At 62.1% G+C, this 20,976-nt stretch carries 21 protein-coding genes; 8 read left to right on the top strand and 13 right to left on the bottom strand.

Annotation, left to right across the window (positions count from 1 at the left end):
• The first annotated feature begins 221 nt into the window (after positions 1 to 221).
• From recO to nagZ, 4 genes are all read left to right on the top strand, one after another.
• Positions 222 to 971 (top strand): DNA repair protein RecO, encoded by a 750-nt coding sequence (recO, locus tag GZ093_RS01295; protein ID WP_296480975.1) that lies wholly within the window; start codon positions 222 to 224, stop codon positions 969 to 971.
• A 72-nt stretch (positions 972 to 1,043) separates the two neighbouring features.
• On the top strand, positions 1,044 to 1,811 hold the full coding sequence (locus GZ093_RS01290; RefSeq protein ID WP_296480972.1) for a pyridoxine 5'-phosphate synthase: 768 nt from the start codon (positions 1,044 to 1,046) through the stop codon (positions 1,809 to 1,811).
• On the top strand, positions 1,808 to 2,200 hold the full coding sequence (gene acpS / locus GZ093_RS01285; RefSeq protein ID WP_296480969.1) for a holo-ACP synthase: 393 nt from the start codon (positions 1,808 to 1,810) through the stop codon (positions 2,198 to 2,200). The genes GZ093_RS01290 and acpS overlap by 4 nt, the downstream gene beginning before the upstream one ends.
• A gap of 188 nt (positions 2,201 to 2,388) precedes the next feature.
• Positions 2,389 to 3,483: a beta-N-acetylhexosaminidase gene (gene nagZ, locus GZ093_RS01280; protein ID WP_296480968.1), complete on the top strand. Its 1,095-nt coding sequence runs from the start codon at positions 2,389 to 2,391 to the stop codon at positions 3,481 to 3,483.
• Here the strand turns inward: nagZ and GZ093_RS01275 are convergent.
• Complete coding sequence (locus GZ093_RS01275) at positions 3,480 to 3,707, bottom strand: hypothetical protein (protein ID WP_296480966.1); 228 nt, start codon at positions 3,705 to 3,707, stop codon at positions 3,480 to 3,482. The genes nagZ and GZ093_RS01275 overlap by 4 nt on opposite strands.
• Before the next feature lie 196 nt (positions 3,708 to 3,903).
• On the opposite strand from GZ093_RS01275, the gene GZ093_RS01270 reads away from it, so the two are divergent.
• From GZ093_RS01270 to GZ093_RS01260, 3 genes are read left to right on the top strand one after another with little or no spacing between them, the layout of a single operon-like run.
• Positions 3,904 to 5,118 (top strand): MFS transporter, encoded by a 1,215-nt coding sequence (locus GZ093_RS01270; RefSeq protein ID WP_296480964.1) that lies wholly within the window; start codon positions 3,904 to 3,906, stop codon positions 5,116 to 5,118.
• Between the two features lie 51 nt (positions 5,119 to 5,169).
• Complete coding sequence (locus tag GZ093_RS01265) at positions 5,170 to 5,532, top strand: translation initiation factor Sui1 (RefSeq protein ID WP_296480962.1); 363 nt, start codon at positions 5,170 to 5,172, stop codon at positions 5,530 to 5,532.
• A gap of 2 nt (positions 5,533 to 5,534) precedes the next feature.
• A complete protein-coding gene (locus GZ093_RS01260) occupies positions 5,535 to 5,759 on the top strand; it encodes a DUF3820 family protein (RefSeq protein WP_296480959.1) in 225 nt (74 codons plus the stop codon).
• Here the strand turns inward: GZ093_RS01260 and GZ093_RS01255 are convergent.
• The 4 genes from GZ093_RS01255 to lysS are packed head-to-tail and all read right to left on the bottom strand — an operon-like array spanning position 5,756 to position 10,211.
• Entirely contained in the window at positions 5,756 to 6,493 is a 738-nt protein-coding gene (locus GZ093_RS01255) for a Crp/Fnr family transcriptional regulator (protein ID WP_296480956.1), read from the bottom strand. The genes GZ093_RS01260 and GZ093_RS01255 overlap by 4 nt on opposite strands.
• Positions 6,494 to 6,511: 18 nt before the next feature.
• Entirely contained in the window at positions 6,512 to 7,999 is a 1,488-nt protein-coding gene (locus GZ093_RS01250) for a bifunctional aminoglycoside phosphotransferase/ATP-binding protein (protein WP_296480953.1), read from the bottom strand.
• Positions 8,000 to 8,038: 39 nt separating this feature from the next.
• A complete protein-coding gene (locus GZ093_RS01245) occupies positions 8,039 to 8,608 on the bottom strand; it encodes a M48 family metallopeptidase (RefSeq protein WP_296480952.1) in 570 nt (189 codons plus the stop codon).
• Between the two features lie 43 nt (positions 8,609 to 8,651).
• Positions 8,652 to 10,211: a lysine--tRNA ligase gene (lysS, locus tag GZ093_RS01240; protein WP_296480948.1), complete on the bottom strand. Its 1,560-nt coding sequence runs from the start codon at positions 10,209 to 10,211 to the stop codon at positions 8,652 to 8,654.
• A 126-nt stretch (positions 10,212 to 10,337) separates the two neighbouring features.
• Between lysS and GZ093_RS01235 the strand changes: the two genes are divergently transcribed.
• Positions 10,338 to 10,904, top strand: a complete 567-nt coding sequence (locus GZ093_RS01235; protein WP_296480946.1) for a YggT family protein — start codon at positions 10,338 to 10,340, stop codon at positions 10,902 to 10,904.
• A gap of 137 nt (positions 10,905 to 11,041) precedes the next feature.
• On the opposite strand, the gene GZ093_RS01230 is transcribed toward GZ093_RS01235, so the two are convergent.
• The 8 genes from GZ093_RS01230 to GZ093_RS01195 all read right to left on the bottom strand — a co-directional run bounded on the left by GZ093_RS01230 (position 11,042) and on the right by GZ093_RS01195 (position 20,857).
• Entirely contained in the window at positions 11,042 to 12,496 is a 1,455-nt protein-coding gene (locus tag GZ093_RS01230) for a glycosyltransferase family 39 protein (protein WP_296480943.1), read from the bottom strand.
• Complete coding sequence (locus GZ093_RS01225) at positions 12,480 to 13,514, bottom strand: glycosyltransferase family 2 protein (protein ID WP_296480940.1); 1,035 nt, start codon at positions 13,512 to 13,514, stop codon at positions 12,480 to 12,482. The genes GZ093_RS01230 and GZ093_RS01225 overlap by 17 nt, the downstream gene beginning before the upstream one ends.
• 97 nt (positions 13,515 to 13,611) lie before the next feature.
• Positions 13,612 to 14,484 carry an acetyl-CoA carboxylase, carboxyltransferase subunit beta gene (accD, locus tag GZ093_RS01220; protein WP_296480938.1) on the bottom strand — a complete coding sequence of 291 codons (873 nt, stop codon included), beginning with the start codon at positions 14,482 to 14,484 and terminating at the stop codon, positions 13,612 to 13,614.
• Between the two features lie 50 nt (positions 14,485 to 14,534).
• Entirely contained in the window at positions 14,535 to 15,356 is an 822-nt protein-coding gene (gene trpA, locus GZ093_RS01215; RefSeq protein WP_296480935.1) for a tryptophan synthase subunit alpha, read from the bottom strand.
• Entirely contained in the window at positions 15,353 to 16,681 is a 1,329-nt protein-coding gene (gene trpB / locus GZ093_RS01210) for a tryptophan synthase subunit beta (RefSeq protein WP_296480933.1), read from the bottom strand. Before trpB ends, trpA begins: the two co-directional genes overlap by 4 nt.
• A 36-nt stretch (positions 16,682 to 16,717) precedes the next feature.
• Entirely contained in the window at positions 16,718 to 17,449 is a 732-nt protein-coding gene (locus GZ093_RS01205) for a phosphoribosylanthranilate isomerase (RefSeq protein ID WP_296480932.1), read from the bottom strand.
• Positions 17,446 to 18,228, bottom strand: coding sequence for a tRNA pseudouridine(38-40) synthase TruA (gene truA / locus GZ093_RS01200; protein ID WP_296480929.1), 783 nt, complete (start codon positions 18,226 to 18,228; stop codon positions 17,446 to 17,448). Before truA ends, GZ093_RS01205 begins: the two co-directional genes overlap by 4 nt.
• A gap of 49 nt (positions 18,229 to 18,277) precedes the next feature.
• Positions 18,278 to 20,857, bottom strand: coding sequence for a FimV/HubP family polar landmark protein (locus tag GZ093_RS01195; RefSeq protein WP_296480927.1), 2,580 nt, complete (start codon positions 20,855 to 20,857; stop codon positions 18,278 to 18,280).
• Positions 20,858 to 20,976: the final 119 nt, after the last annotated feature.

Raw genomic sequence — 20,976 nt, 5'->3', positions numbered from 1 at the left:
CACCGAAATGTCTTTCAATAATTGCCCGAATGCGTGCGTTCTCAACGTCTATCTGGAGCGTCCGCTGGAAGGTTGGCTGAGATGGTCAGCGCGAGTGTCCTGTTGGCGGCAACTGTCTTTTGATTCACCGCTTGAACGATGCAGATTCGAAAAGAAGCGAATCATTTCTTTGTCAAACGGGGCCGCATTCAGCGTTACTTGCCAATGATTGACTGCAACTGATGGCCACCCAACGCATCTCTGACGAACCCGCTTACGTCCTGCACCGCTACGACTGGAGCGAATCGAGCCTGATTCTGGAGGTGTTCACGCGCCACCACGGCCGCATCGCGCTGGTGGCCAAGGGCGTCAAGCGGCCCAGTTCCAGCTTTCGCCCGATTTTGTTGCCCTTGCAGCCTTTGCATGTGGCTTTTGGCGGCGATGCCGAGATTCGCACCCTCAAGGCGGCCGAGTGGCAGGGCGGCCACGTCATGCCGACTGGCGACGCGCTGATGTCGGGTCTGTACCTCAATGAATTGTTGCTGACGCTGCTGGCGCGCGACGACCCGCACACGCGATTGTTTGATGTGTATGCGCAGGTGGTGCAGGTGATCGCCTCCGAACATGGTGAAGCCTTGCAGTCGGCTTTGCGCGCCTTTGAACTGTTGCTGCTGCGCGAGATCGGCTTGCTGCCCCTGCTCGACGCGCAAACCATGACATTGGTGGCGCTGGACCCAGAGGGTCGCTACAGCCTGGTGCCCGAGGGCGGCCTGCGCCAGACCCATGACGCGGACCGGGCCAGCCTGAGCGGCCGGCAGTGGGTTGCGCTGCAGCAGTCGCTGGCGGAATCAAAGCCGTTTACCGCCACCCTGCGCGCCTGCTCGGAGGTGATGGCGCAGCTCAAGCCGCAACTGCGCACGCTGCTCAATTACCACTGCGGGGTGACCACTTTGCGCACGCGGCAGATGATGATCGACCTGCAGTCCTTATAGCGACCCCGCTGAGTTCGCTTGTCTGTCATAGCCACGCCAAGCGGGCAATGACGAATTTGTAGAATTGCCCGCATGAACTACAAAAAGACAGCGCTCTCGGTCAACCTGAACAAAGTGGCGCTGGTGCGCAACACGCGCTACCTTGGCATCCCCAGTGTGACGCGCGCGGCCACCTTGTGTTTGCAGGCCGGTGCCAACGGCATCACCGTGCATCCCCGCCCCGACGAGCGCCACATTCGCGCCAGTGATGTGCCGGAACTCGCGGCGCTGCTGAAAGGCTGGCCAGATCGCGAATTCAATATCGAGGGCAATCCCTCGCACAACCTGATGGACGTGGTGCACGACTTGGTGCAACGCAAACTGCCGGTGCACCAGGTTACCTTTGTGCCCGACGCCCAAGGCCAGTTCACCAGTGACCATGGCTGGGGTTTCCCGGGCGATACCAATCGTTTGCGACCGTTGATTGCGCAAGCCCATGCCTGGGGCCTGCGCGTGAGCCTGTTCATGGATGCTGACCCCGCCGCCATGGCCGGTGCGCAGTCGGTCGGGGCCGACCGGGTCGAGCTCTACACCGAGCCTTATGCGGCCACCTGGGGCACCGCGCAGCAAGCGCCGCAATTGGCCCGCTTTGCCGAGACCGCCCGCGCGGCACTCAAGCTCGGTTTGGGCATCAACGCCGGCCATGACCTGAACCGCGACAACCTCAGCGCCTTCATCAAACACGTGCCGGGCGTGGCCGAAGTCTCGATCGGCCACGCGCTGATTGCCGACGCGCTGGAGCTGGGGTACAGCGCCACGGTGCAGGCCTACCTGCGCTGCATCGAGCAGGGCAGGTCGTGATCTACGGCATTGGCACCGACGTCTGCGACGTGCGCCGCATCCGCGCCAGCTTGGGGCGCCACGGCGAACGCTTTGCACTCAAAATCCTCAGCGACGCCGAGTTCGCCACCTGGCAAGCGCGCAGCGCACGCTGGCCCGAGCGCGGCGTGCGTTACCTCGCCACCCGTTTCAGCGCCAAGGAGGCGTTCAGCAAAGCCATCGGTCTGGGCATGACGATGCCCATGACCTGGCGCTTATGCGAAGTGGGCAACCTGCCCAGCGGCAAGCCCACTCTCGTGCTGCACGGCGCCTTGAAAGACTGGTTTGACGCGCGTGGTTTGAGCGCCCATATCAGCGTGACCGATGAAACCGATTACGCCGCCAGCTTCTGTGTGGTCGAAAATTTATAAAAAATAAGCCTCTAGCCCTCGTGTAATATACGATTCATGCTATTAAAAATAGAGTAAAACATGCTGTTGAGAACTTACGCAAAATTGTTCCAGCTGGGCACGCCGGCGCCGACAGTAGCTTTGTACGGTAAGGCGGCGCAACGAGGCTGGGCCGGTTTTGCGTAAGTTCTACTTTTGAAAGTTTTCTGATGTCCCAACATGCCCCCCTCATCATCGACATCGCGGGCCTCGGCCTGTCGCGCATCGACCGCCAGCGCCTGCAGCACCCGCTGGTGGGCGGGCTGATCCTGTTTGCCCGCAACTGGGAGAGTCGCGCCCAGCTGACCCGGTTGTGCCGCGACATCAAAAAAGTGCGGCGCGACCTGCTGATCTGTGTTGACCACGAAGGCGGCCGCGTGCAGCGCTTCAAGACCGACGGCTTCACGCACCTGCCGCCGATGCGGGCCTTGGGCGAGCTGTGGATGAACGATGGCAAGGGCGGCGCGGGCAGCGGTGCGATGCGTGCCACCAATGCCGCCACGGCCTGCGGTTTTGTGCTGGGTGCCGAGTTGCGGGCCTGCGGTGTGGACTTCAGCTTCACCCCGGTGCTGGACCTGGACTTTGGCGCCAGCAGCGTCATTGGCGACCGCGCTTTTGCCCGTGACGCGCGCGTGGTGAGCTTGCTGGCCAAGAGCCTGATGCACGGCCTGCTGCAAAGCGGCATGGCCAATTGCGGCAAACACTTCCCAGGCCACGGCAGCGTGGCCGCGGACTCGCACACCGCCATTCCGGTGGACAAACGCAGCCTCAAGGCGATTTTGACCGACGACGCCGCGCCCTACGGCTGGCTCAGCACCACGCTCAGCAGCGTCATGCCGGCGCATGTGATCTACCCCAAGGTGGATGCGCGGCCGGCCGGGTTTTCCAGCAAATGGTTGGGCGACATCTTGCGCGGCCAACTGGGCTTTGGCGGGGCCATCTTCAGCGACGACCTGTCGATGGCCGGGGCGCGCCTGCTCGACGGCGCGCCGGTCAGCTACACCCAGGCGGCGGTCGCGGCCCTCAATGCGGGCTGCGACCTGGTGTTGCTGTGCAACCAGTCGGTGGCCACCAGCGAAGGGGCAGGCAGCGCGCTGGACGCCTGGATCAGCGGGCTGACCGAGGCGCAGCTCAAAGGCACCTGGCAGCCGCTGGAGGCCAGTGAAGAGCGCCGCCGCGCGCTGTTGCCGCAAACGCCCGCCGTGCCCTGGGACGAGCTGATGCTGCGCCCGGATTACATGCGCGCGCTGACGCTGGTGCCTTAGGGTGAGCGGTGCAGCCGGGGCGCCGTCAGCGCCGCGATCATGTCGGTGGTCGCGGCATCGATGTTGGGGTGCCGGGCCAGCAGTTTGGCCTGGGTGAGCAGGGCGCGCAGCTGCTGCAAGTCCTTCACCGTGGGCGCGACCTTGATCTGCGCCAGCGCGGCTGAACTGTTGCCGGTTTGAATCAGGGCGGCGACTTTGGTCGCCCACACTTGGGGACGTGACATGCGAAGAACTCCTGACAATCGCTTTACTTTTAGACCATTTTGGCACACAGCCCCCGTGTTCTCTGCGTGACCAGCTATTGAATAAATAGCATAGTGCAAAGTCACGCCAACTGGCCGTTGGGCCGCTCCATTTTGCGCGTCGGCGCGGCGCAGCGACCTACCGGGCTGCCCCTAAGTTTCCGCGACAATGGCCGCCATGAATCACTCCCTGCGCCTTTGGTTACGCCTGGTTCCGGCCTATGCCGTCGGCTATTTTCTGTCCTACGGGCTGCGCAGCGTTAACGCGGTGATAGCGCCCGAGCTGATGCGCGAGCTCGACATGACGGCCGCTGGCCTGGGCCTGCTGACCTCGGCCTACTTCCTCGCCTTCGGCCTGTTCCAATTGCCGCTGGGCCTGCTGCTCGACCGCTTCGGCCCGCGCCGGGTCGAAGCGGGGCTGCTGCTGGTGGCCGCTGCCGGCTGCGCGCTGTTTGGCCTGGGAACGAGCTTGCCGACCCTGGCGCTGGCGCGCGCGCTGATCGGCCTGGGCGTCTCGGCCTGCCTGATGGCCAGCTTCAAGGCCTTCAGCCAGTGGTTCCCGGCCGAACGACTGCCGTCGCTCACCGCCACCATCATGGTCGCCGGCGGCCTGGGTGCGTTGACAGCCAGCGTGCCCGTGGCGGCCGCGTTGCCGCTGCTGGGCTGGCGCGGCGTGTTCTTTCTGTGTGCCGCTCTGCTGGTGCTGACCTCGGGTTTTCTCCTGACGGTGCCCGACCATGCGGCGGGCACGCAGCGCGAGTCGCTGGCGCAGCAACTGCGCAGCTTGCGTACCATCTTCAGTGACCGCACGTTCTGGCGTTTTGCGCCGCAGGGCTGTTTGGTCTCCGGTGGTTTCATGGCGATCCAGGGCCTGTGGGCGATGCCCTGGCTGATGGAGGTCAATGGGGCCACGCGCAACGATGCCGCGGGTGTGTTGTTCTTGCTAGCGCTGGCGATGCTGGCCGGCTTTCTGTTCGTCGCCACCTGCTCGGGCTGGCTGGCGCGTCGCGGCATCGCGCCGATGACACTGCTCGGCGTGGGCATGGGCCTGGCGTTGCTGACCGAACTGGCCATCATCCTGAACCTGGCTCCACCCGCCTGGCTGTGGCCGCTGCTGGGCGTGTCGTTCAGTCTGAGCAACATCGCTTATTCGCAACTCAGCGCGGCCTTCCCGGTGGCGCTGGCCGGGCGCGTCAATACCGCCCTCAATCTGGCGGTGTTCGTCGGTGCCTTTGGGCTGCAATGGGGCATTGGCGCGGCGGTCGACGGCATTGCCGCTGGCATGAGCCGCGCTGATGCCTTTCGGATCACGTTTGCCGTGCTGTTGCTGGTGCAGGCGCTGGCCTTTGCGTGGTTCCTGCTGCCCGCCAAGCGGGTCCATGTCGCGGCCTGACCGGTCGACCCATCCTGCGTCCATTCTGACTTGAGCAAGGCTGACTCCTCCATGAAATCCCGATCAACGAGCGGTGGCCTGGTCTACAGCACCGACAGCGGCCGCATGTGCCCCAACTGCCGCCTGCCCCAGGCCCAATGCCGTTGCAGCGCGACCCCGGTGAGCAGCGTGACCGATGGCGTGGTGCGCGTGTCGCGTGAAACCAAGGGCCGCGCCGGCAAAGGCGTGACGCTGGTGCGCGGCTTGGCGCTTGAGCCGCTGGCGCTGGCCGCGCTGGGCAAACAGCTCAAAGCTGCCTGCGGCTCGGGCGGCACGGTCAAAGATGGCGTGATCGAAGTGCAGGGCGACCACTGCGCGCGCGTGATGGAGATGCTCAAAGCCCAAGGCTTTGCCGTCAAGCGGGCAGGGGGCTAGGCATGAAAGCCGAAGACCTGCAACTGCTGGTGACGCGCAGCATGCCCTTTGGCAAATACCAAGGCCGGCTCATTGCCGACCTGCCGGGCGACTACCTGGCCTGGTTCGCGCGCCAAGGACCGCCCAAGGGCGAGATCGGGCGCCTGCTGGCGCTCATGCATGAGATCGACCACAACGGCCTCAATGACCTGCTCAAACCGCTGCGCAAGGGAGGCAACCCAAATTAAGGGGCACTGCGCGGATGCGGCAGCAAACGGTCGTACTCGCCTTTGACCACCGCGTAGCACTCGCACACGCGTTCTTCCAGTTTGGGGCGATCGATCACCGTGATGTGACCGCGTCGGCGGGTGATCAGGCCGTCCTTTTGCAGCTTGCTGGCAGTCTGCGTGATGCTTTCACGGCGCACCCCCAGCAGGTGCGCAATCATGTCTTGCGTGACCTCCAATTCATTGGCATGCAGCCGGTCCAGGCTCATCAACAACCAGCGGCACAGTTGCTGGTCGAGTGAATGGTGCTGGTTGCACACGGCCGTTTGAGAGGTCTGGCAGATCATGGCCTGCGTGTACAGCAAGGCCAGGTGTTGGAGCTTTTCGCCCAGCGCAAACTCCTGTTTCATGATTTTGCGACTGAGCCGATAGGCCTCGCCCGCACTTTGCACCTCGGTGCTGCTGGGCATGCTGTCGCCGCCCATGAAGATGGAGATGCCGACCATGCCTTCGTTGCCGACCAGGGCGACTTCACTCGATGATCCGTCTTCCAGGGCGTAGATCAGCGAGACGATGCCGGAGACCGGGAAATGCAGAAAATTCACGTGGTCACCCGACTCGGACATCGTCAGCCCCAGCGGCAACGGGATCAATTTCAGTTCTGGCAGCAGACGCTCGTAATCCTCAGCGGGCAGGGCGGCCAAAATCCGGTTCTGCTTGGGGTCGGCCGGTGGCCTTTTTTCAATTGTTGACATGGCTTGATTTTAAAAGTCTTAGGACGGTTCAATTTCCAGCGCTTCATCAGGCCCCAGCGGCTCCAGCGTGCGCATCTGCTGCGCCAGCACGTCCAGGGTCGCCTCGGACGCGTCCTGCCCCAGGGCGTGACGTGCCAGGATACGTTCGCGCAGCTGCGCGGGCGTGGCCTGCGGCGCCAGGATGCTGAACGCCACATCGCACTCGCGCGCCAGCGCGCGAAAGGCGTCGCGGTCGGAGCGGTGCGGGAAGGTGGCGTCCACAATCACTGACCAGCTAGAGAGCAGCAAGCGCCGGGCCTGTTCACGCAGGTGGCCATAGGTGCGGCCGTGGGCGTCCAAGGCGTAAATGCCCTGGTTGAGCGTAGCGCCGCTGCGCGCGCTGCCGCTCAGTCCGAACAGGCGCTTGCGCTCCACATCGGAGCGCAGGCGCAGGGTGCTGGCATGGGCGTCGCTTAGCAGCAACCGGTTCGATGCCACGGTCTTGCCGCAACCGGAGAGGCCATGTGTGATCACTAGGCGGGGCGCGGGCGGCGTCATCAGGCGCTCGGCCAGCGCGATATAGGCCAGCGCCTCACTGCCGTCGTCCTGCGTTTGCCGTGTGCGAATCGCCGCCACCTTGGCCCGCACCATGGCCCGGTAAACGCCGTAAAAGCGCAGCAGAGCGGCGGCTTCATAGTCGCCGGTGCGGCTCAGGTACTCGTCGATGAACCAGTCAGCCAGGCCGCTTTGCTGGTGGGCGAGCAGGTCGACATAGGTGAAGGCGACTTCGCTGGCGACATCAATCCAGCGCAGGCTGTCGCTGAACTCGATGCCGTCAAACATCCGCACCCGCTGGTCAATCAGGACCAGATTCGCCAGGTGCAGATCGCCGTGGCATTCACGCACCCAGCCGGCCTGCTTGCGCGCCTGTAAGAGCGGCGTGTGTTGCGCAAACTGCGCCTCGGTCCAGGCATGCAAGGCTTTGAGCCGGCTGGGCAGGCCCGTTGCCGGCAAACCGTCCCGCAGCGCGTCGAAGTTGTCCCGCATCGGCGCGATGACCTGCGGCGGTGCGCCAAAGGGTGAGTCTTGCGGCGCCACTGCCGCCGCCTGATGAAAGGCGCTCACGGTGCCGGCCAGATCGGACACGTGCGAGGCCTGCAGTTCACCGCGGGCACAGACTCGGTCAAGCCGCCCGGCTTCGTCGAAGCGGCGCATCTTGACGGCGTATTCGATCGGTGTGCCGAGGCCGCCCCATTGCGGGTCTTGCGGCGTGTTGCCAATGGCGAGCACCTCCAGGTAGAGGTCCGGCGCAAAGCGGCGGTTCAGGCGCAACTCGTTCTGACAGTAGCGCTGGCGTTGCGCCAGCGTGCTGAAGTCGAGAAAAGACAGCTTCACCGGCTTCTTGATCTTGTAGGCAAAGTCCCCCGCCAGCAGCACCCACGAGATGTGCGTCTGCACCAGGTCAACCCGTTGCACCGCACCTGGATACCGCTTGGGCTCCAGCAGGGCCTCAATGAGGGGGGGCAAGTTATCGTCCATTCGCGTGATGATGCCAGAGGCCGAGGATCAGGCCGAGGAGGCGGGGCGGGGCTCCGCTTGCAGCCCCCATAAACGCGGCCCCGAGGCATCCAGATGGGTCAGATAGACCCGCAACTCAAACTCCAGCTGGTGGTAGCGCGGCTCCATGTGGCAGCACAGCTGGTAAAAGGCCTTGTCATGGGCGCGCTCCTTGAGGTGCGCCAGCTCATGCACGCTGATCATGGTCAGGAACTCGGGCGGTGCGTCCTTGAACAGGGCAGCAATGCGGATTTCGCGTTTGGCTTTGAGTTTGTTGCCCTGCACGCGCGATACCGTGGTGTGGGTGCCCAGCGCGTGCTGCACGATCTGCAATTTGCTGTCAAAAGCCACCTTGGCCAAAGGTTCGGCACCGCGCAGGTAGTTTGCCTTGAGCGCCTGCACGTACTCAAACAGTGCCTTGTCGGTCCGCACGCCGTGGGCATCGGGGTACTTATTCTGTAGCCACTGGCCCAGTCGCTGGTCAGCGATGAGCTGGGCCACCTGCGCCAGCGTGTCAGCCGGGTAGCCCTGCAGAAACTTCAGGCGCTGGGCGGGCGCACAGGATGCTAATGAATTCATAGCTGCATATGCAGTGTTCGCGGGGGCTAGAGGCCGATTTGCCTTAAACTTCGTGGCGCAGCGCCGGGAACAGGATCACGTCGCGGATGCTGCTGCTATCGGTCAGCAGCATCATCAGCCGGTCCAGGCCCACGCCGCAGCCGCCGGTGGGCGGCATGCCGTATTCCAGCGCGCGAATGAAGTCGTGGTCGTAATACATGGCCTCGTCGTCGCCCTCGTCCTTGGCCGCCACCTGGTCGTGAAAGCGCGCGGCTTGCTCTTCGGCGTCGTTGAGCTCGGAAAAGCCGTTGCCGAATTCGCGGCCGGTGATGTAGAGCTCAAAGCGTTCGGTCACTTCAGGCCGGTTGTCATTGGCGCGTGCCAGTGGGGAGATTTCGGTCGGGTGCTCCATGATGAAGGTCGGCTGCCAGAGCTTTTCTTCCACCGTTTCTTCGAAGTACAGCACCTGCAGACTGGGCAGGCTGCGGGTGGATAGGTGGTGCTTGGCCTCGGTGATGCCGAGTTTGGGTAGCACGCTACGCAACCAGGCGGCGCTGTCGACCTTCAAGCCGGAGCCGTCTTCCAGCGGCTGACCGGCTTCGGTGTGCTTGCAGATGGCCTCGTGAATCGTCAGGCGCTCAAACGGTTGGGTCAGATCAACCGCGCGGCCGCCGTAGCTCAGCTCCAGGGTGCCAACGGCTTTCTGCGCCGCATCGCGAATCAACTTTTCGGTGAAGGTCATCAGGTCCTGGTAGTCCCAGTAGGCGGCATAGAACTCCATCATGGTGAACTCGGGGTTGTGGCGCACCGAGATGCCTTCATTGCGAAAGCTGCGGTTGATCTCGAACACGCGCTCGAACCCGCCCACGATCAGCCGCTTCAAGTACAGCTCGGGCGCAATGCGCAGAAACATTTTCTGGTCCAGCGCATTGTGGTGTGTGGCGAAGGGCTTGGCGTTGGCGCCTCCGGGAATGGGGTGCAGCATCGGCGTTTCCACTTCCAGAAAGTCGTGCGCCACCATGAACTCGCGAATGCCGCTGACCGCCTTGCTGCGGGCCGTGAAGCGCGCGCGCGTGCTCTCATCCATCATCAAGTCAACATAGCGCTGGCGGTATTTGGTCTCCTGGTCGTTCATGCCGTGAAACTTGTCGGGCATCGGACGCAGGCTCTTGGTCAGCAGGCGCACTTCCGAGGCATGAATCGAGAGCTCGCCGGTCTTGGTCTTGAAGACCTTGCCCTCGGCGGCCACGATGTCCCCCAGGTCCCAGTGCTTGAAGCTGGCGTACACCTCGGCCCCCACATCTTCGCCCTTGATGTAGAGCTGGATGCGCCCGGTGCTGTCTTGCAGGGTGGCAAAGCTGGCCTTGCCCATGACGCGCTTGAGCATCATGCGCCCGGCGACTTTGGCGACGGTGCCTTGCTCGACCAGGCCTTCCGGGGTTTGACCGGCGTGGGCCGCAAACAAATCAAAGGCGTGGTCGGCCGGCTTGAAGTCGTTGGGAAAGGCGACGCCCTTGCCCTCGGCCTGCAGCTGGCGCAGGGCTTTCAGTTTGTCTCGGCGCTCCAGGATCAATTGGTTTTCGTCAACGGGGGCTGGGGCAGGGGTGCTGGAATGGTCGGACATGGGGCGCAGTGGAAAGAAGTGAGGGCGACAAGGACGGAGCCTTGACGGGCGTTCTTTGGCGAAACAGAGCATTTTAAGTGGCTCTGCCCGCACGCCCTGGTTCTGCGAACCGATAAACTTGGCACCATGCTCTACCAAATCTTTTCCCTGCTGCTCGAAGTGGCCACCAGCATCCTTGCCGGCGCCAGTCTGCTGCGGCTTTATATGCAGTACCAACGCATTCCGATGTCGATCCGCTCGGGCAATCCGATTGGGCGTTTTGTCTTTGCGCTGACCGACTGGCTGGTGCTGCCGCTGCGGCGTGTCGTGCCGGCCGCGGGGCGTTGGGACCTGGCGAGCCTGGTGGCGGCTTTTGCGCTGGAGCTGGCGCAGTTCTTGTTGTTGTGGCTGGTCGCGGGCGCCGGCGGCGGCCTGTTTGCGGTGCCAATTCTGGCGGCTTTTGGTCTGGTGCGGCTGGCGATCTCGGGCATGACCGGTCTGGTCATTGTGTATGCCGTGCTGTCCTGGGTGCAGACCCAGTCGCCCATCGCGGACGTGATCGGGCGGCTGGTTGCACCGCTCCTGATGCCGATCCGCCGTGTGGTGCCGCTGGTGGGCGGCATTGACTTGTCGCCGCTGGTGCTGTTGCTGTTGCTGCAGATCGCCTCGATTGTGCTGGGAAGCCTGCAGGCCGCTGCATTGATGGCTTTTTAGTGCAAAGATCCATTTGGCGGCACTGCGTGCCTGCATGGTGCGCCCGCACGATCTGGACGTGAAGCGTGTTATCGGCCTGGCAACCTCGAATTGCGTGGCATGGTGGCCTGATCTTTTTGTAGCGCCTGTACTTGTGGCTATCGGGGCAATGCCGCGAGCTTGGGTGGGATGAGTACCAACACATGTTCGCGGCTTTCAAAGCTGGATTGCAACGGGGTGTTTAACGCGGCGGCAACCCGCTGCAAATCTTCCTTTGGCAGACCCACATACAGCGCTGCGGCTGAGTTTGGCATTTGGGCTAAGGCATTCAGGCTGACGGCACTGACATTGCCATGCGCGTAAAAAGTAGCTGAAAACGGGACCTTATCAAGGTAGACCAGCTTGTCGTCGGGCTTCATTTGCGCCAGGGCGTGGGCAACCAGGTATTTTTCGGTTTTCAGGCGCTGCGGCTGCAGCGCACCCACAATCATGTACAAGGTCACACCCAGGGGAATCAGCAGGGTCAGTGTCACCGGCATGGCGAGCGCCCAGCGTGTGTTTGCCAGGGCTTGTTGCACGCTCAGCGCCATCAGCACGCTAAAGGCAGCCAGTGCAGGCAGCACGTAAGTCCACAAAATATTACCTGAGAGAGAAAAAAATACGGGGGTAAACAAAGCCCAGGCCAGCAGATAGGCCAGGTTGGGGTCAAGCCGCTTTTGCCACAGCGCGGCACGTTGTGCGGGTTTGATCAGTTGGCGCAGCAGCATGGCCAGTGCCAGCAAGCCCCACGGAAGAGAGGCAATCAACACATCAAGCCAGATGGCGCCTTTCACGCGTTTGTGCGCCACGCCATACAAATCGCCAGCCCAGCCAGAATCAATGAAGCGCAAGAAATGTTCGCCGACTAAAAAGTAGTTCAAAAAACCAGGGGTTTTAAGCTCCGCCAGCACATACCAGGGCAAGCTCAGCAGCAGTGTCAATGCAAAACCCGTGACCCAAGGCATTTTTTTGGCGCTGCAACGCAGGCTGGGGTAGAACACCAGCAAAGGCAGCAGCGGCCCCGCCACCAGCACACCCATCAGCGGTCCTTTGGCCAACAGGCCCAGCGCCAGTGCGACAAAAAAGCCGTAGCGCCACGGCCAGCTGGGCGACTTGGCTGCCATCGCCCAAGCCACCATGGCCCAGGTGGTTGCCAAGGCCAGAAAGGGGTCGGTCAGCACGGCGCCCGAGGCAATGAACACCAGTGCGCAAGACGCGTAAATCAACAGCGACCAGGTGGCCACGCGTTCACCAAAGTGGGCCCGGGCATAGGCAAAGATCAGGCCCATGCTGCCCAGCGTAGCCAGCCATGAGGGCAGCCGCACGGCAAATTCTGTAATCCCCAGCAGTTTGAAGGCCAGGGCTTCGGTCCAGAAAGAGAACGGGGGTTTGCCCCAAAAAGGCTGCTCAGGGGCAAACCAGGGGGTGATCCAGTCGCCTGTTGCCGCCATGAGTCGGGCCATCTCTGCATAGCGGGGCTCGGACGTGCCGGTCAGGGGCATGATCGCCATGCCCACCAGGCGCAGGCCGAGCAAAATGCCAAGCAGCCACCATAGATTAATGCGTTTGTTCATGGGCTGCTGCTTCTTGTGCAGCGTCGGTTGGATTCAGCGCACGCGGGCTTTGCACCACGTCGCGCAACACATACAGTGGGCGCTGCTTGGCTTCCAAATATGTTTTGCCCACGTATTCACCAACCACGCCAATGGAAAGCAGTTGCACACCACCCAAAAAAGTGATGACGGCAATCAGGGATGGATAGCCGCTCACCGCGTTGCCATGCCACAAGGCATCGAGCACAATTTTCAAACCAAAGGCCGCGCCCGCCAATGCTGCCAGCATCCCAAAGCTGATGGCTAAGCGCAACGGGGCCACTGAAAAAGAGGTAATGCCTTCAAACGCCAAACCCATCAGCCCGAAAAAATTCCATTTGGTGCTGCCGGCGGCGCGCACTTCGCGGTCGTATTCGATGACATGGGTCGGAAACCCGACCCATGCAAACAGGCCTTTCATGTAGCGATTGCGCTCGGGCAGGTTGTTAAGCGCGTTGACGGCGCGCCGACTCATCAGTCGAAAGTCTCCCGTGTCCTCAGGAATCGCGAAATGGCTGATGCGGTTGAGGATCCGGTAAAAAAGATGTGCGCTCAAGCGCTTGCCCCAGGACTCACCAGCCCGGGTACTGCGTTTCATGCAGACGATGTCTGAACCCGCGTAAAACGCCTCCAGCATGGCGCCAATGAGTTCGGGAGGGTCCTGCAAATCGGCATCCAAAATCACCACGGCATCACCGCTGGACAGGTCCATGCCTGCACTCAAGGCCGCTTCTTTGCCAAAATTACGACTCAGCCGTACCGCCTTGATGTGTGGGTCATGCGCGGCCAGCGCCACCAAAATATCACCGCTACCATCGCGGCTGCCGTCATCCACCAGCACCAATTCGTAGCTGATCGCCAGCGGGGTCAGCACTTGGGCGAGGCGCTCAATCAAGAGGGGCAGGACTTCGCGCTCGTTGTAAAGCGGCACCACGACCGACAGGTCAACCCGATCGTGCTGCTGGGGTTCAAAGTGTCTGGCTGAAGATTTAGTGTGCATGTGCAAAACGTGCGATCCGGCAAGTTCGGGCCTGGCGCGGCGATAGGCCCCAAAGGGCGGACTGTGACTGTCTTTTCCTGATGCAGCCCCAGATTCTTTAACTCACCGCATCCGCTGATTGGCGCGTCAACATGGCCAAGGTCTCGGCGATGGTCTTGCGCAGCTCCCGGCGATCACAAATGAGGTCGATCGCGCCTTTGGTCTGCAGGAATTCGGCGCGTTGAAAGCCTTCAGGCAGCGTCACACGCATGGTGGATTCGATCACGCGCGGGCCCGCAAAGCCGATCAGGGCTTTGGGTTCGGCGATCACCACGTCGCCCAAAAAGGCAAAGCCTGCGCTGACGCCGCCCATGGTCGGATCGGTCAGCACGCTGATGAAGGGCAGTCCTTTTTTGGCCAGTCGCGTCAACGAGGCATTGGTCTTGGCCATTTGCATCAGGCTCAGCAGCCCTTCCTGCATGCGCGCGCCGCCGGTCGAAGAGAAACAGACAAACGGCACTTTTTGTTCGATCGCGGTATGCACGCCCCGCACAAAGCGCTCGCCTACTACGGAGCCCATGCTGCCGCCCATGAATTCGAATTCAAAGCAGGCCGCCACCACGCCGATACCCATCACCGCGCCGCCGATCACCACCAGCGCATCGGTCTCGCCGGTGTTTTCCAGCGCTTCTTTCAAACGCTCCGGGTACTTGCGGCTGTCCTTGAACTTGAGGGCATCGACCGGCAGCACCTCCTGGCCAATTTCATAACGCCCTTCGTTGTCCAGAAAGACATTGAGCCGGGCGCGTGCGCCGATCCGGTGGTGGTGGCTGCAGCTCGGGCAGACATTCTGGTTTTGTTCCAGGTCGGTTTTGTACAGCACGCTGTCGCAACTCGGGCATTTGATCCACAGACCCGTGGGCACGCTGCGCCGGTCGGCCGGGTTGGTCTGCTGAATTTTTGGGGGAAGTAGTTTTTCGAGCCAGCTCATGGCGTTTCTCCGCTAATCAGAAATGTAAAAGTCAAACGGCATGCGGTGGATTATGAATCGAGCGCAGTGCGGATTTCACGCAGGAATTTTTGTGCCACCGGGGCCACTTGGTCCCGCGGCTGTGCATCAATCAACTCGATGATTTTGCTCCCGATGACAACCGCATCCGCCACCTGCCCGATGATCCTGGCGGTGGCGGCATCGCGAATGCCAAAACCGACGCCGACCGGCACGTTCACGTGCGCACGAATGCGCGGCAGCATCGCCTCGACGGCAGCGGTGTCGAGCGCGCCGGACCCGGTGACACCCTTTAGCGAGACGTAGTAAACATAGCCGCTGGCGACCCGCGCGACTTGCTGCATGCGCTCGTCGGTACTGGTGGGCGCGAGCAAGAAAATCAGGTCCAGTCCCGCACTTTTGAGCTCAGAAGCAAAGTCTTCGCATTCTTCGGGCGGGTAGTCGACGACCAGCACACCGTCGACACCGGCTGCTGCTGCGTCCAGCACGAAAGCACTCTTGGCGTCCCCTCGGTCATGTTTCTGGTTGTAGCGCTCCACCGGGTTGGCGTAGCCCATCAGCACCACCGGCGTGCTGTTGTCCTGCTGTCGGAAGCTGCGCACCATAGCGAGTACTTGCACCATGCCAATGCCGGCGGCCAGTGCCTTGTCGCCGGCTTTCTGGATCACCGGGCCATCGGCGCTGGGGTCGGAAAAGGGCACGCCCAGTTCAATCACATCAGCGCCACCCGCCACAAATGCGTGCATCAACTCAGGCGTGACATCGGGGAACGGGAAGCCCGCGGTGACATAGGGAATCAGGGCCTTGCGCCCTTGGGCCCTCAGCGCGGCAAAAGTGGGCGCGATGCGGCTCATTGGGGTGCTCCTGAAACACTAGCTGTTCGCGCAAGCGGCACAAGGGCTACAGGCTTATTTTGTATTGAGTTTCCCTTGACCGACTGCCCGGTGCAACTGGGGCGGCAAAAGAAATTGGCGTTGGAGAGATCGGCCACGGTGCCGATGTCCTTGTCGCCGCGACCGGACAAATTCACCAGGATCGATTGGTCTGGGCGCATGGTTTTGGCCAGCTTCATGGCGTAAGCCACGGCGTGACTCGATTCGAGCGCCGGAATAATGCCTTCGGTACGGCACAGGTAGTGGAAGGCGGCTAAGGCCTCCTGGTCTGTGATGCCCACATACTCGGCCCGGCCGATGTCTTTGAGGAAGGCGTGCTCCGGGCCAACGCCAGGGTAGTCCAGGCCGGCGCTGATGCTGTGTGTTTCAGTGACCTGGCCGTTGTCGTCTTGCAGCACATAGGTGCGGTTGCCGTGCAGCACGCCCGGGCTGCCGCGTTGCAGCGAGGCCGAGTGTTTGCCGCTGTCCATGCCTTCGCCTGCTGCTTCGACGCCAATCAGGCGCGTGGCTTCATGCGCAATGTAGGGGTGAAATATGCCCATGGCGTTGGAGCCGCCGCCGACACAGGCCGTGACCACGTCCGGCTGGCCACTGGTGCAGCCTGCGGCTTGCAGCATCTCGGGCATTTGCACCAGACATTCCTTGCCGATCACGCTTTGAAAATCGCGCACCATCATCGGGTACGGGTGCGGTCCGGCCACCGTGCCGATGATGTAAAACGTGTTGTCCACGTTGGCGACCCAGTCGCGCATGGCCTCGTTCAAGGCGTCTTTGAGGGTGCGGCTCCCCGATTCGACCGGCACCACCGTGGCGCCGAGCAGGTTCATGCGGTACACATTGGGGCTTTGGCGCTTGACGTCTTCACTGCCCATGTAGACCACGCATTCCAGACCGTAGCGGGCGCAGATGGTGGCGGTGGCGACGCCGTGCTGGCCGGCGCCGGTCTCGGCAATCACGCGCGGCTTGCCCATGCGCTTGGCCAGCATCGCCTGGCCGATGGTGTTGTTGATCTTGTGGGCGCCGGTGTGGTTCAGATCTTCGCGCTTGAGAAAAATCTGCGCGCCGCCCTGCTCGCGGCTCATGCGCGCGGCGTGGTAAACAGGGGAGGGACGACCGACAAAGTGCTTGAGTTCGTACTCGAATTCGGCGACAAAAGCAGGGTCGAACTGGTACTTGGCGTAAGCCGCCTTGAGTTCATTGATGGCATGCGTCAGCGTCTCGGAAACAAAGCTGCCGCCGTAAATGCCGAAGTGACCACGCGGGTCGGGTTGTTGGTATTTATACATAGTTAACTAATCAGTTGGGGACAGAGCTGGTTCGTTTCACGTAACTGCGGTCTGTCCCGCAAGGTATTCAAATTGCTTGTCGGCGGCGCGAACGGCGGCGACAAACTGGTTGATCTTTTCAGGGTCTTTGATGCCCTTGTTGCCGGGGCCGGAGACTTCGACCCCCGAACTCACATCGACTGCCAGCGATTTACAGCGCGGGCGCACCTGCAGGATGCCCGCGGTCACGTTGGCAGCGCTGAGCCCACCACTCAAGACGAGGTGAGCGTTGACGTTTGGAGGCAGCAGTGACCAATTGAATGTTTGACCGCCACCGCCGTAGCCTTCCACATGGGCATCGAGCAAAATGGCCTGGGCCTGAGAATAATCAAGCGCGAATTTTACGAGATCGAAGCCGCCACCAGTGTCACCCAGCGGAATGCGCGCTGCACGCAAATAGGGGCGAGCCCCCGCTTGGGATGCCAGCCAACACTGCTCCGGTGTTTCTTCACCATGAAATTGAGCTGTAGCCCCCGCTACGATTGCGTGGGCAGCTATGATATTTTCAGTAGTCTCATTGACAAACAACAGCACCGGTGTGACAAAGGGCGGCAGTCGGCGCGCCAGCTCAAACGCCCGCGTTGGTGTGACATAGCGCGGACTTTTGGCATAAAGCACAAAGCCGATGGCATCCGCGCCGGCCGCCACGGCTGCGTCGACGTCCTGTTCACGCGTGAGACCGCAGATCTTGATCCGGGTGCGCTGGGCAAATAGGGGGGTAGTGGTCATGGCAATGCATCAAAGGCCGGTGTGCGATCCGGCAAACCCCAATGGGGGGCATAACACGGACCGAGAAAGTACAGCCCGTCAGGGGAAAACGTCGGTGCGGCGGCATCGCGGTCGCGCTCCAGCAGCACGTGCTTGACCCATTGCGGCGCCTGCTTGCCCTGACCCACTGTTACCAGGCAACCCATGATGTTGCGAATCATGTGGTGCAGAAAGGCGTTGGCTTCAAATTCGAATCGCCAGTAGGCGCCGCGTTTCGAGATGTCGATGCGTCGCAGCGTCTTGATCGGCGACAGCGCCTGGCAGGCCGACGCCCGAAACGAGGTGAAGTCCTGCTCGCCGAGCAGGTACGCCACGGCCTCTTGCATCGCGCCAGCGTCCAGTGGCTTGAAGACCCAGCCAACTCGGCCCGCATCCACGCTGGGGCGAACCGGGGATTCCATCACGATGTAGGCATAACGACGCGACAAGGCGCTGGCGCGGCAATGAAACTCGGGGGGCACCACATGCGCCCATTCCACGGCAATGTCGCGCGGCAGCAAAGCATTGGTGCCGCGTACCCAGGATGACGTGGCGCGCTCAAGCAGCGTGTCGAAATGCACCACCTGCATCAGACCATGGACGCCAGCGTCGGTGCGGCCGGCACACAGCGTGGAAACCCGCTGGGCGGTGAACTTGCCCAAGGCCAGCTCGAGCTTGTCCTGCACCGTCTGGCGGGATAACTGGCTCTGCCAGCCTTGGTAGGCCTGCCCGTTGTAGCTGATGCCCAGTGCCAGTCTCACAGTGGATTCATTGCGCGGTGCTCGGCGACTGCTCTGTGGCGAAGGCAGATCAGAGGTTGCTCAGCGCGCGTTGCGCCTTGATCTTCATGTCGCCTGAGGCTTCAGAGATCACTTCTTCAATCAGCGCGCGTGCGCCGTCCTCGTCGCCAATCGCCCGGAATTCCTCTGCCAGTGCCAGCTTGGTGACCAATGGGTCTTCATACTCATTGGCCATCGGGCTTGCGGCGGTATCCGTCGGTGCTTCGTCCCCCAAATCCAGGGACAGGGAGCCGAGGTCAAACTCGAGCATGCCTAAATCAGGCGCGGCAGGCGCTGGTGGTTCTGATTTGGGCAGGGGCACGGGGCTGGTCAGTCCAAAACTATTGGCGGCTTGCAGTTTGAAATCGTCGCTGTTCGCCGCCGGTGGGCTCTGGTCATTGTCTACAGCATCCAGATCGGGCAGCGAGAATTCAATGGCACCGATGCCATCGGCTGCATCGGCTTTGGCCGGCACAAAAGGTACTGCGGCTTCGTCCAAGCCAAAATCAAGCACTGGGGGTTCATCGACCGCCTTCAGGCTGATGGTGGGTTCGGTGTAGCTGGGTTGAATCTCGCTGATCGCGCTGACGGGCTCCTCGTCAAGCGAAAAGTCGAGGTCCAAATCGAGATCTGCTGCCCCGCCAGCCTGGGGCGCAATGACTTGGGTCGCCGCTGCACCCACACCGGCAGCAAGACTGCCCGTCTGTTCGAGTGTCATCGGACGAGAAGGCGTGCCATCCGGATTGTTGGGTTCGCCGCCGGGTTGGTACAGCGCATTGCTCGGGTCAATGCTCAAGCCGAGTAGGCAAATACGTTCCCATTCCGGCCCCTGACCCTCTGTCATCCTGAAGGCCTGGGTGGCCATGTTCTCAAAGCTTCTCGTATCACGCCGCTTGGCGAAAATATCAAGCAATTTTTGATGGATCGCGATGCGTCCGGGGTTGCTAACCAGGGCATCCTTCAAAATTTCTTCCGCCTGCATGTCGCGCCCATAGGCGAGATAGACATCAGCCTCGGCGACGGGGTCAACATCGTCGACCGCATCAAGCTGGCTGGGCGAGTAGACCATGGAGGAACCCGTGGCCGCATTGTCACTGGTGTCGACACTTTCACCGCCACTGGCGCCAAAGAATGAGTCGGGCTGCAACTGACTGTCCAGAAATGAACTATCGCCCGCGGCGGCCTTCTTGCGCTTGTTGGTGCGGTAGAGCCCAAAGGCGACCAACAGGGCGACCAGGCCAAGGGCGCCGGACAGGGCCAAAGGGCTTTCCGTCATGTCGTCAAGCAAGCTGGGTTCGGGCAGCGCCACGGGTGGGGTGGCTGCAGGCGCTGGCGTGGGTGCCGATGCTGTTGCCATGGGGCTAAGCACTGGTGCCCCAGGCACTGCAACTGCGGCGGCAGAAGCGGGCGCGCTAACCGCTGGTGCTGAGGCCGCGGTGACGCTCGGCGCTGCGCTTGGCTCGGCGACCAACGCGGCAGATGCCGGCAGAGCCGGCGCCACGGCAGTCGATGCCGCCCCAAGTTTGCCAAGGTCACTGATGTTCTTGGCGATTTCGGTCGCCCGGTCGGCCGCCTCTTTGGCATTGCGCTCTTGGGCTAGCTGAGCTTCAGCGGAGGCGCCCTGAACGGCTCCTTTTGACAAAGTCAATTTGTCAGGCACCGCGGTGAGGGGTTTTTTGTCCTCAACTTTGGCCTGCACCGCGCCGCTCGCTTTGCGGTCTGCGCCCGCCATCTGGGCGCTGGGCGCGGCAGCTGCCAGCTTGCGGCGGAAGTCGTTGAAATCCTTGCTTTGGGCAATGATGATCTGGCGGGCGTCTGCGGCTGGCGTGGCTTCTGCTTGCGCCGCGGTGGGGATGCTCACGACTGAGCCGGCCTTGACGCGGTTGACGTTATCGCCGATGAAGGCGTCCGGGTTGGCGCGCAGCAGAGCCACCAGCATCTGGTCAAGGGAGACATTGGCCGGCTTTGTCGCCGTCGCTATTTTGCTGGCTGTGTCGCCGGACTTGACGGTTACCGAGCGGACTTGGGCGTCCGGTGCCTTGTCAGCCAGCGGGCGTGCAGGCGGTTTGACCGGGCTTTGAGCAGGCTCAACTGCAGGCCGCGCGGGCGCCGCGATCGGTCTCGAAGGCGCAGGCGCGACTGGAGGAGCGACCCGACTGGTCGACGACGGCGCTGGAACTTGCACCGGGACTTGAGCCGGGGTTGGTGCGGTGCTTGCCGCTTGCCGCAGACTGGGTGGGTCAAACAACAGGGTGTAGTCACGCACGATGCGACCGGTCGCCCAGCTGGCCACCAGAATCATGTCAACAAACGGATCGTTGATGGCCCGGTCGCTGCTTAAACGAATGTAGGCACGTCCGTCGGCACGTCGTTGAAGCGAGACCTGCAGGCTCGCCATGGCAGGGTTGTATTCCAAGCCGGCAGTGCGGAAGGCGTCTGGCGACGCAATCGATGCTTTGAGCGAAGCGGCCTCTTCGGCGTTGATTTCCGGAACTTCAATTTCCGCCCGCAAAGGCTCTCCGAGTGCCGATTGAACCGAGATTCGACCCAGTGAAAGTGCCGCCGCATTCGATCCCCAGAGGCCGAAAATCGCAGTGGCCGCAATTGCCATGGCAGTTCTTTGCCAACGATGAGACTTAGAAATCAATTTGTGGACTCCGGTGTTCGGGCGGCTGGGAAGTTTGTCGTCATGAGGGGAGCAACTGCATCAGTACTGGCAACGTGAAAAGC

The organism is Rhodoferax sp. (genome assembly GCF_010365055.1).
GTDB lineage: Bacteria > Pseudomonadota > Gammaproteobacteria > Burkholderiales > Burkholderiaceae_C > Rhodoferax.
Note: the sequence above shows the minus strand (reverse complement) of the source record. Positions and strands in the feature narration are given on the sequence as shown.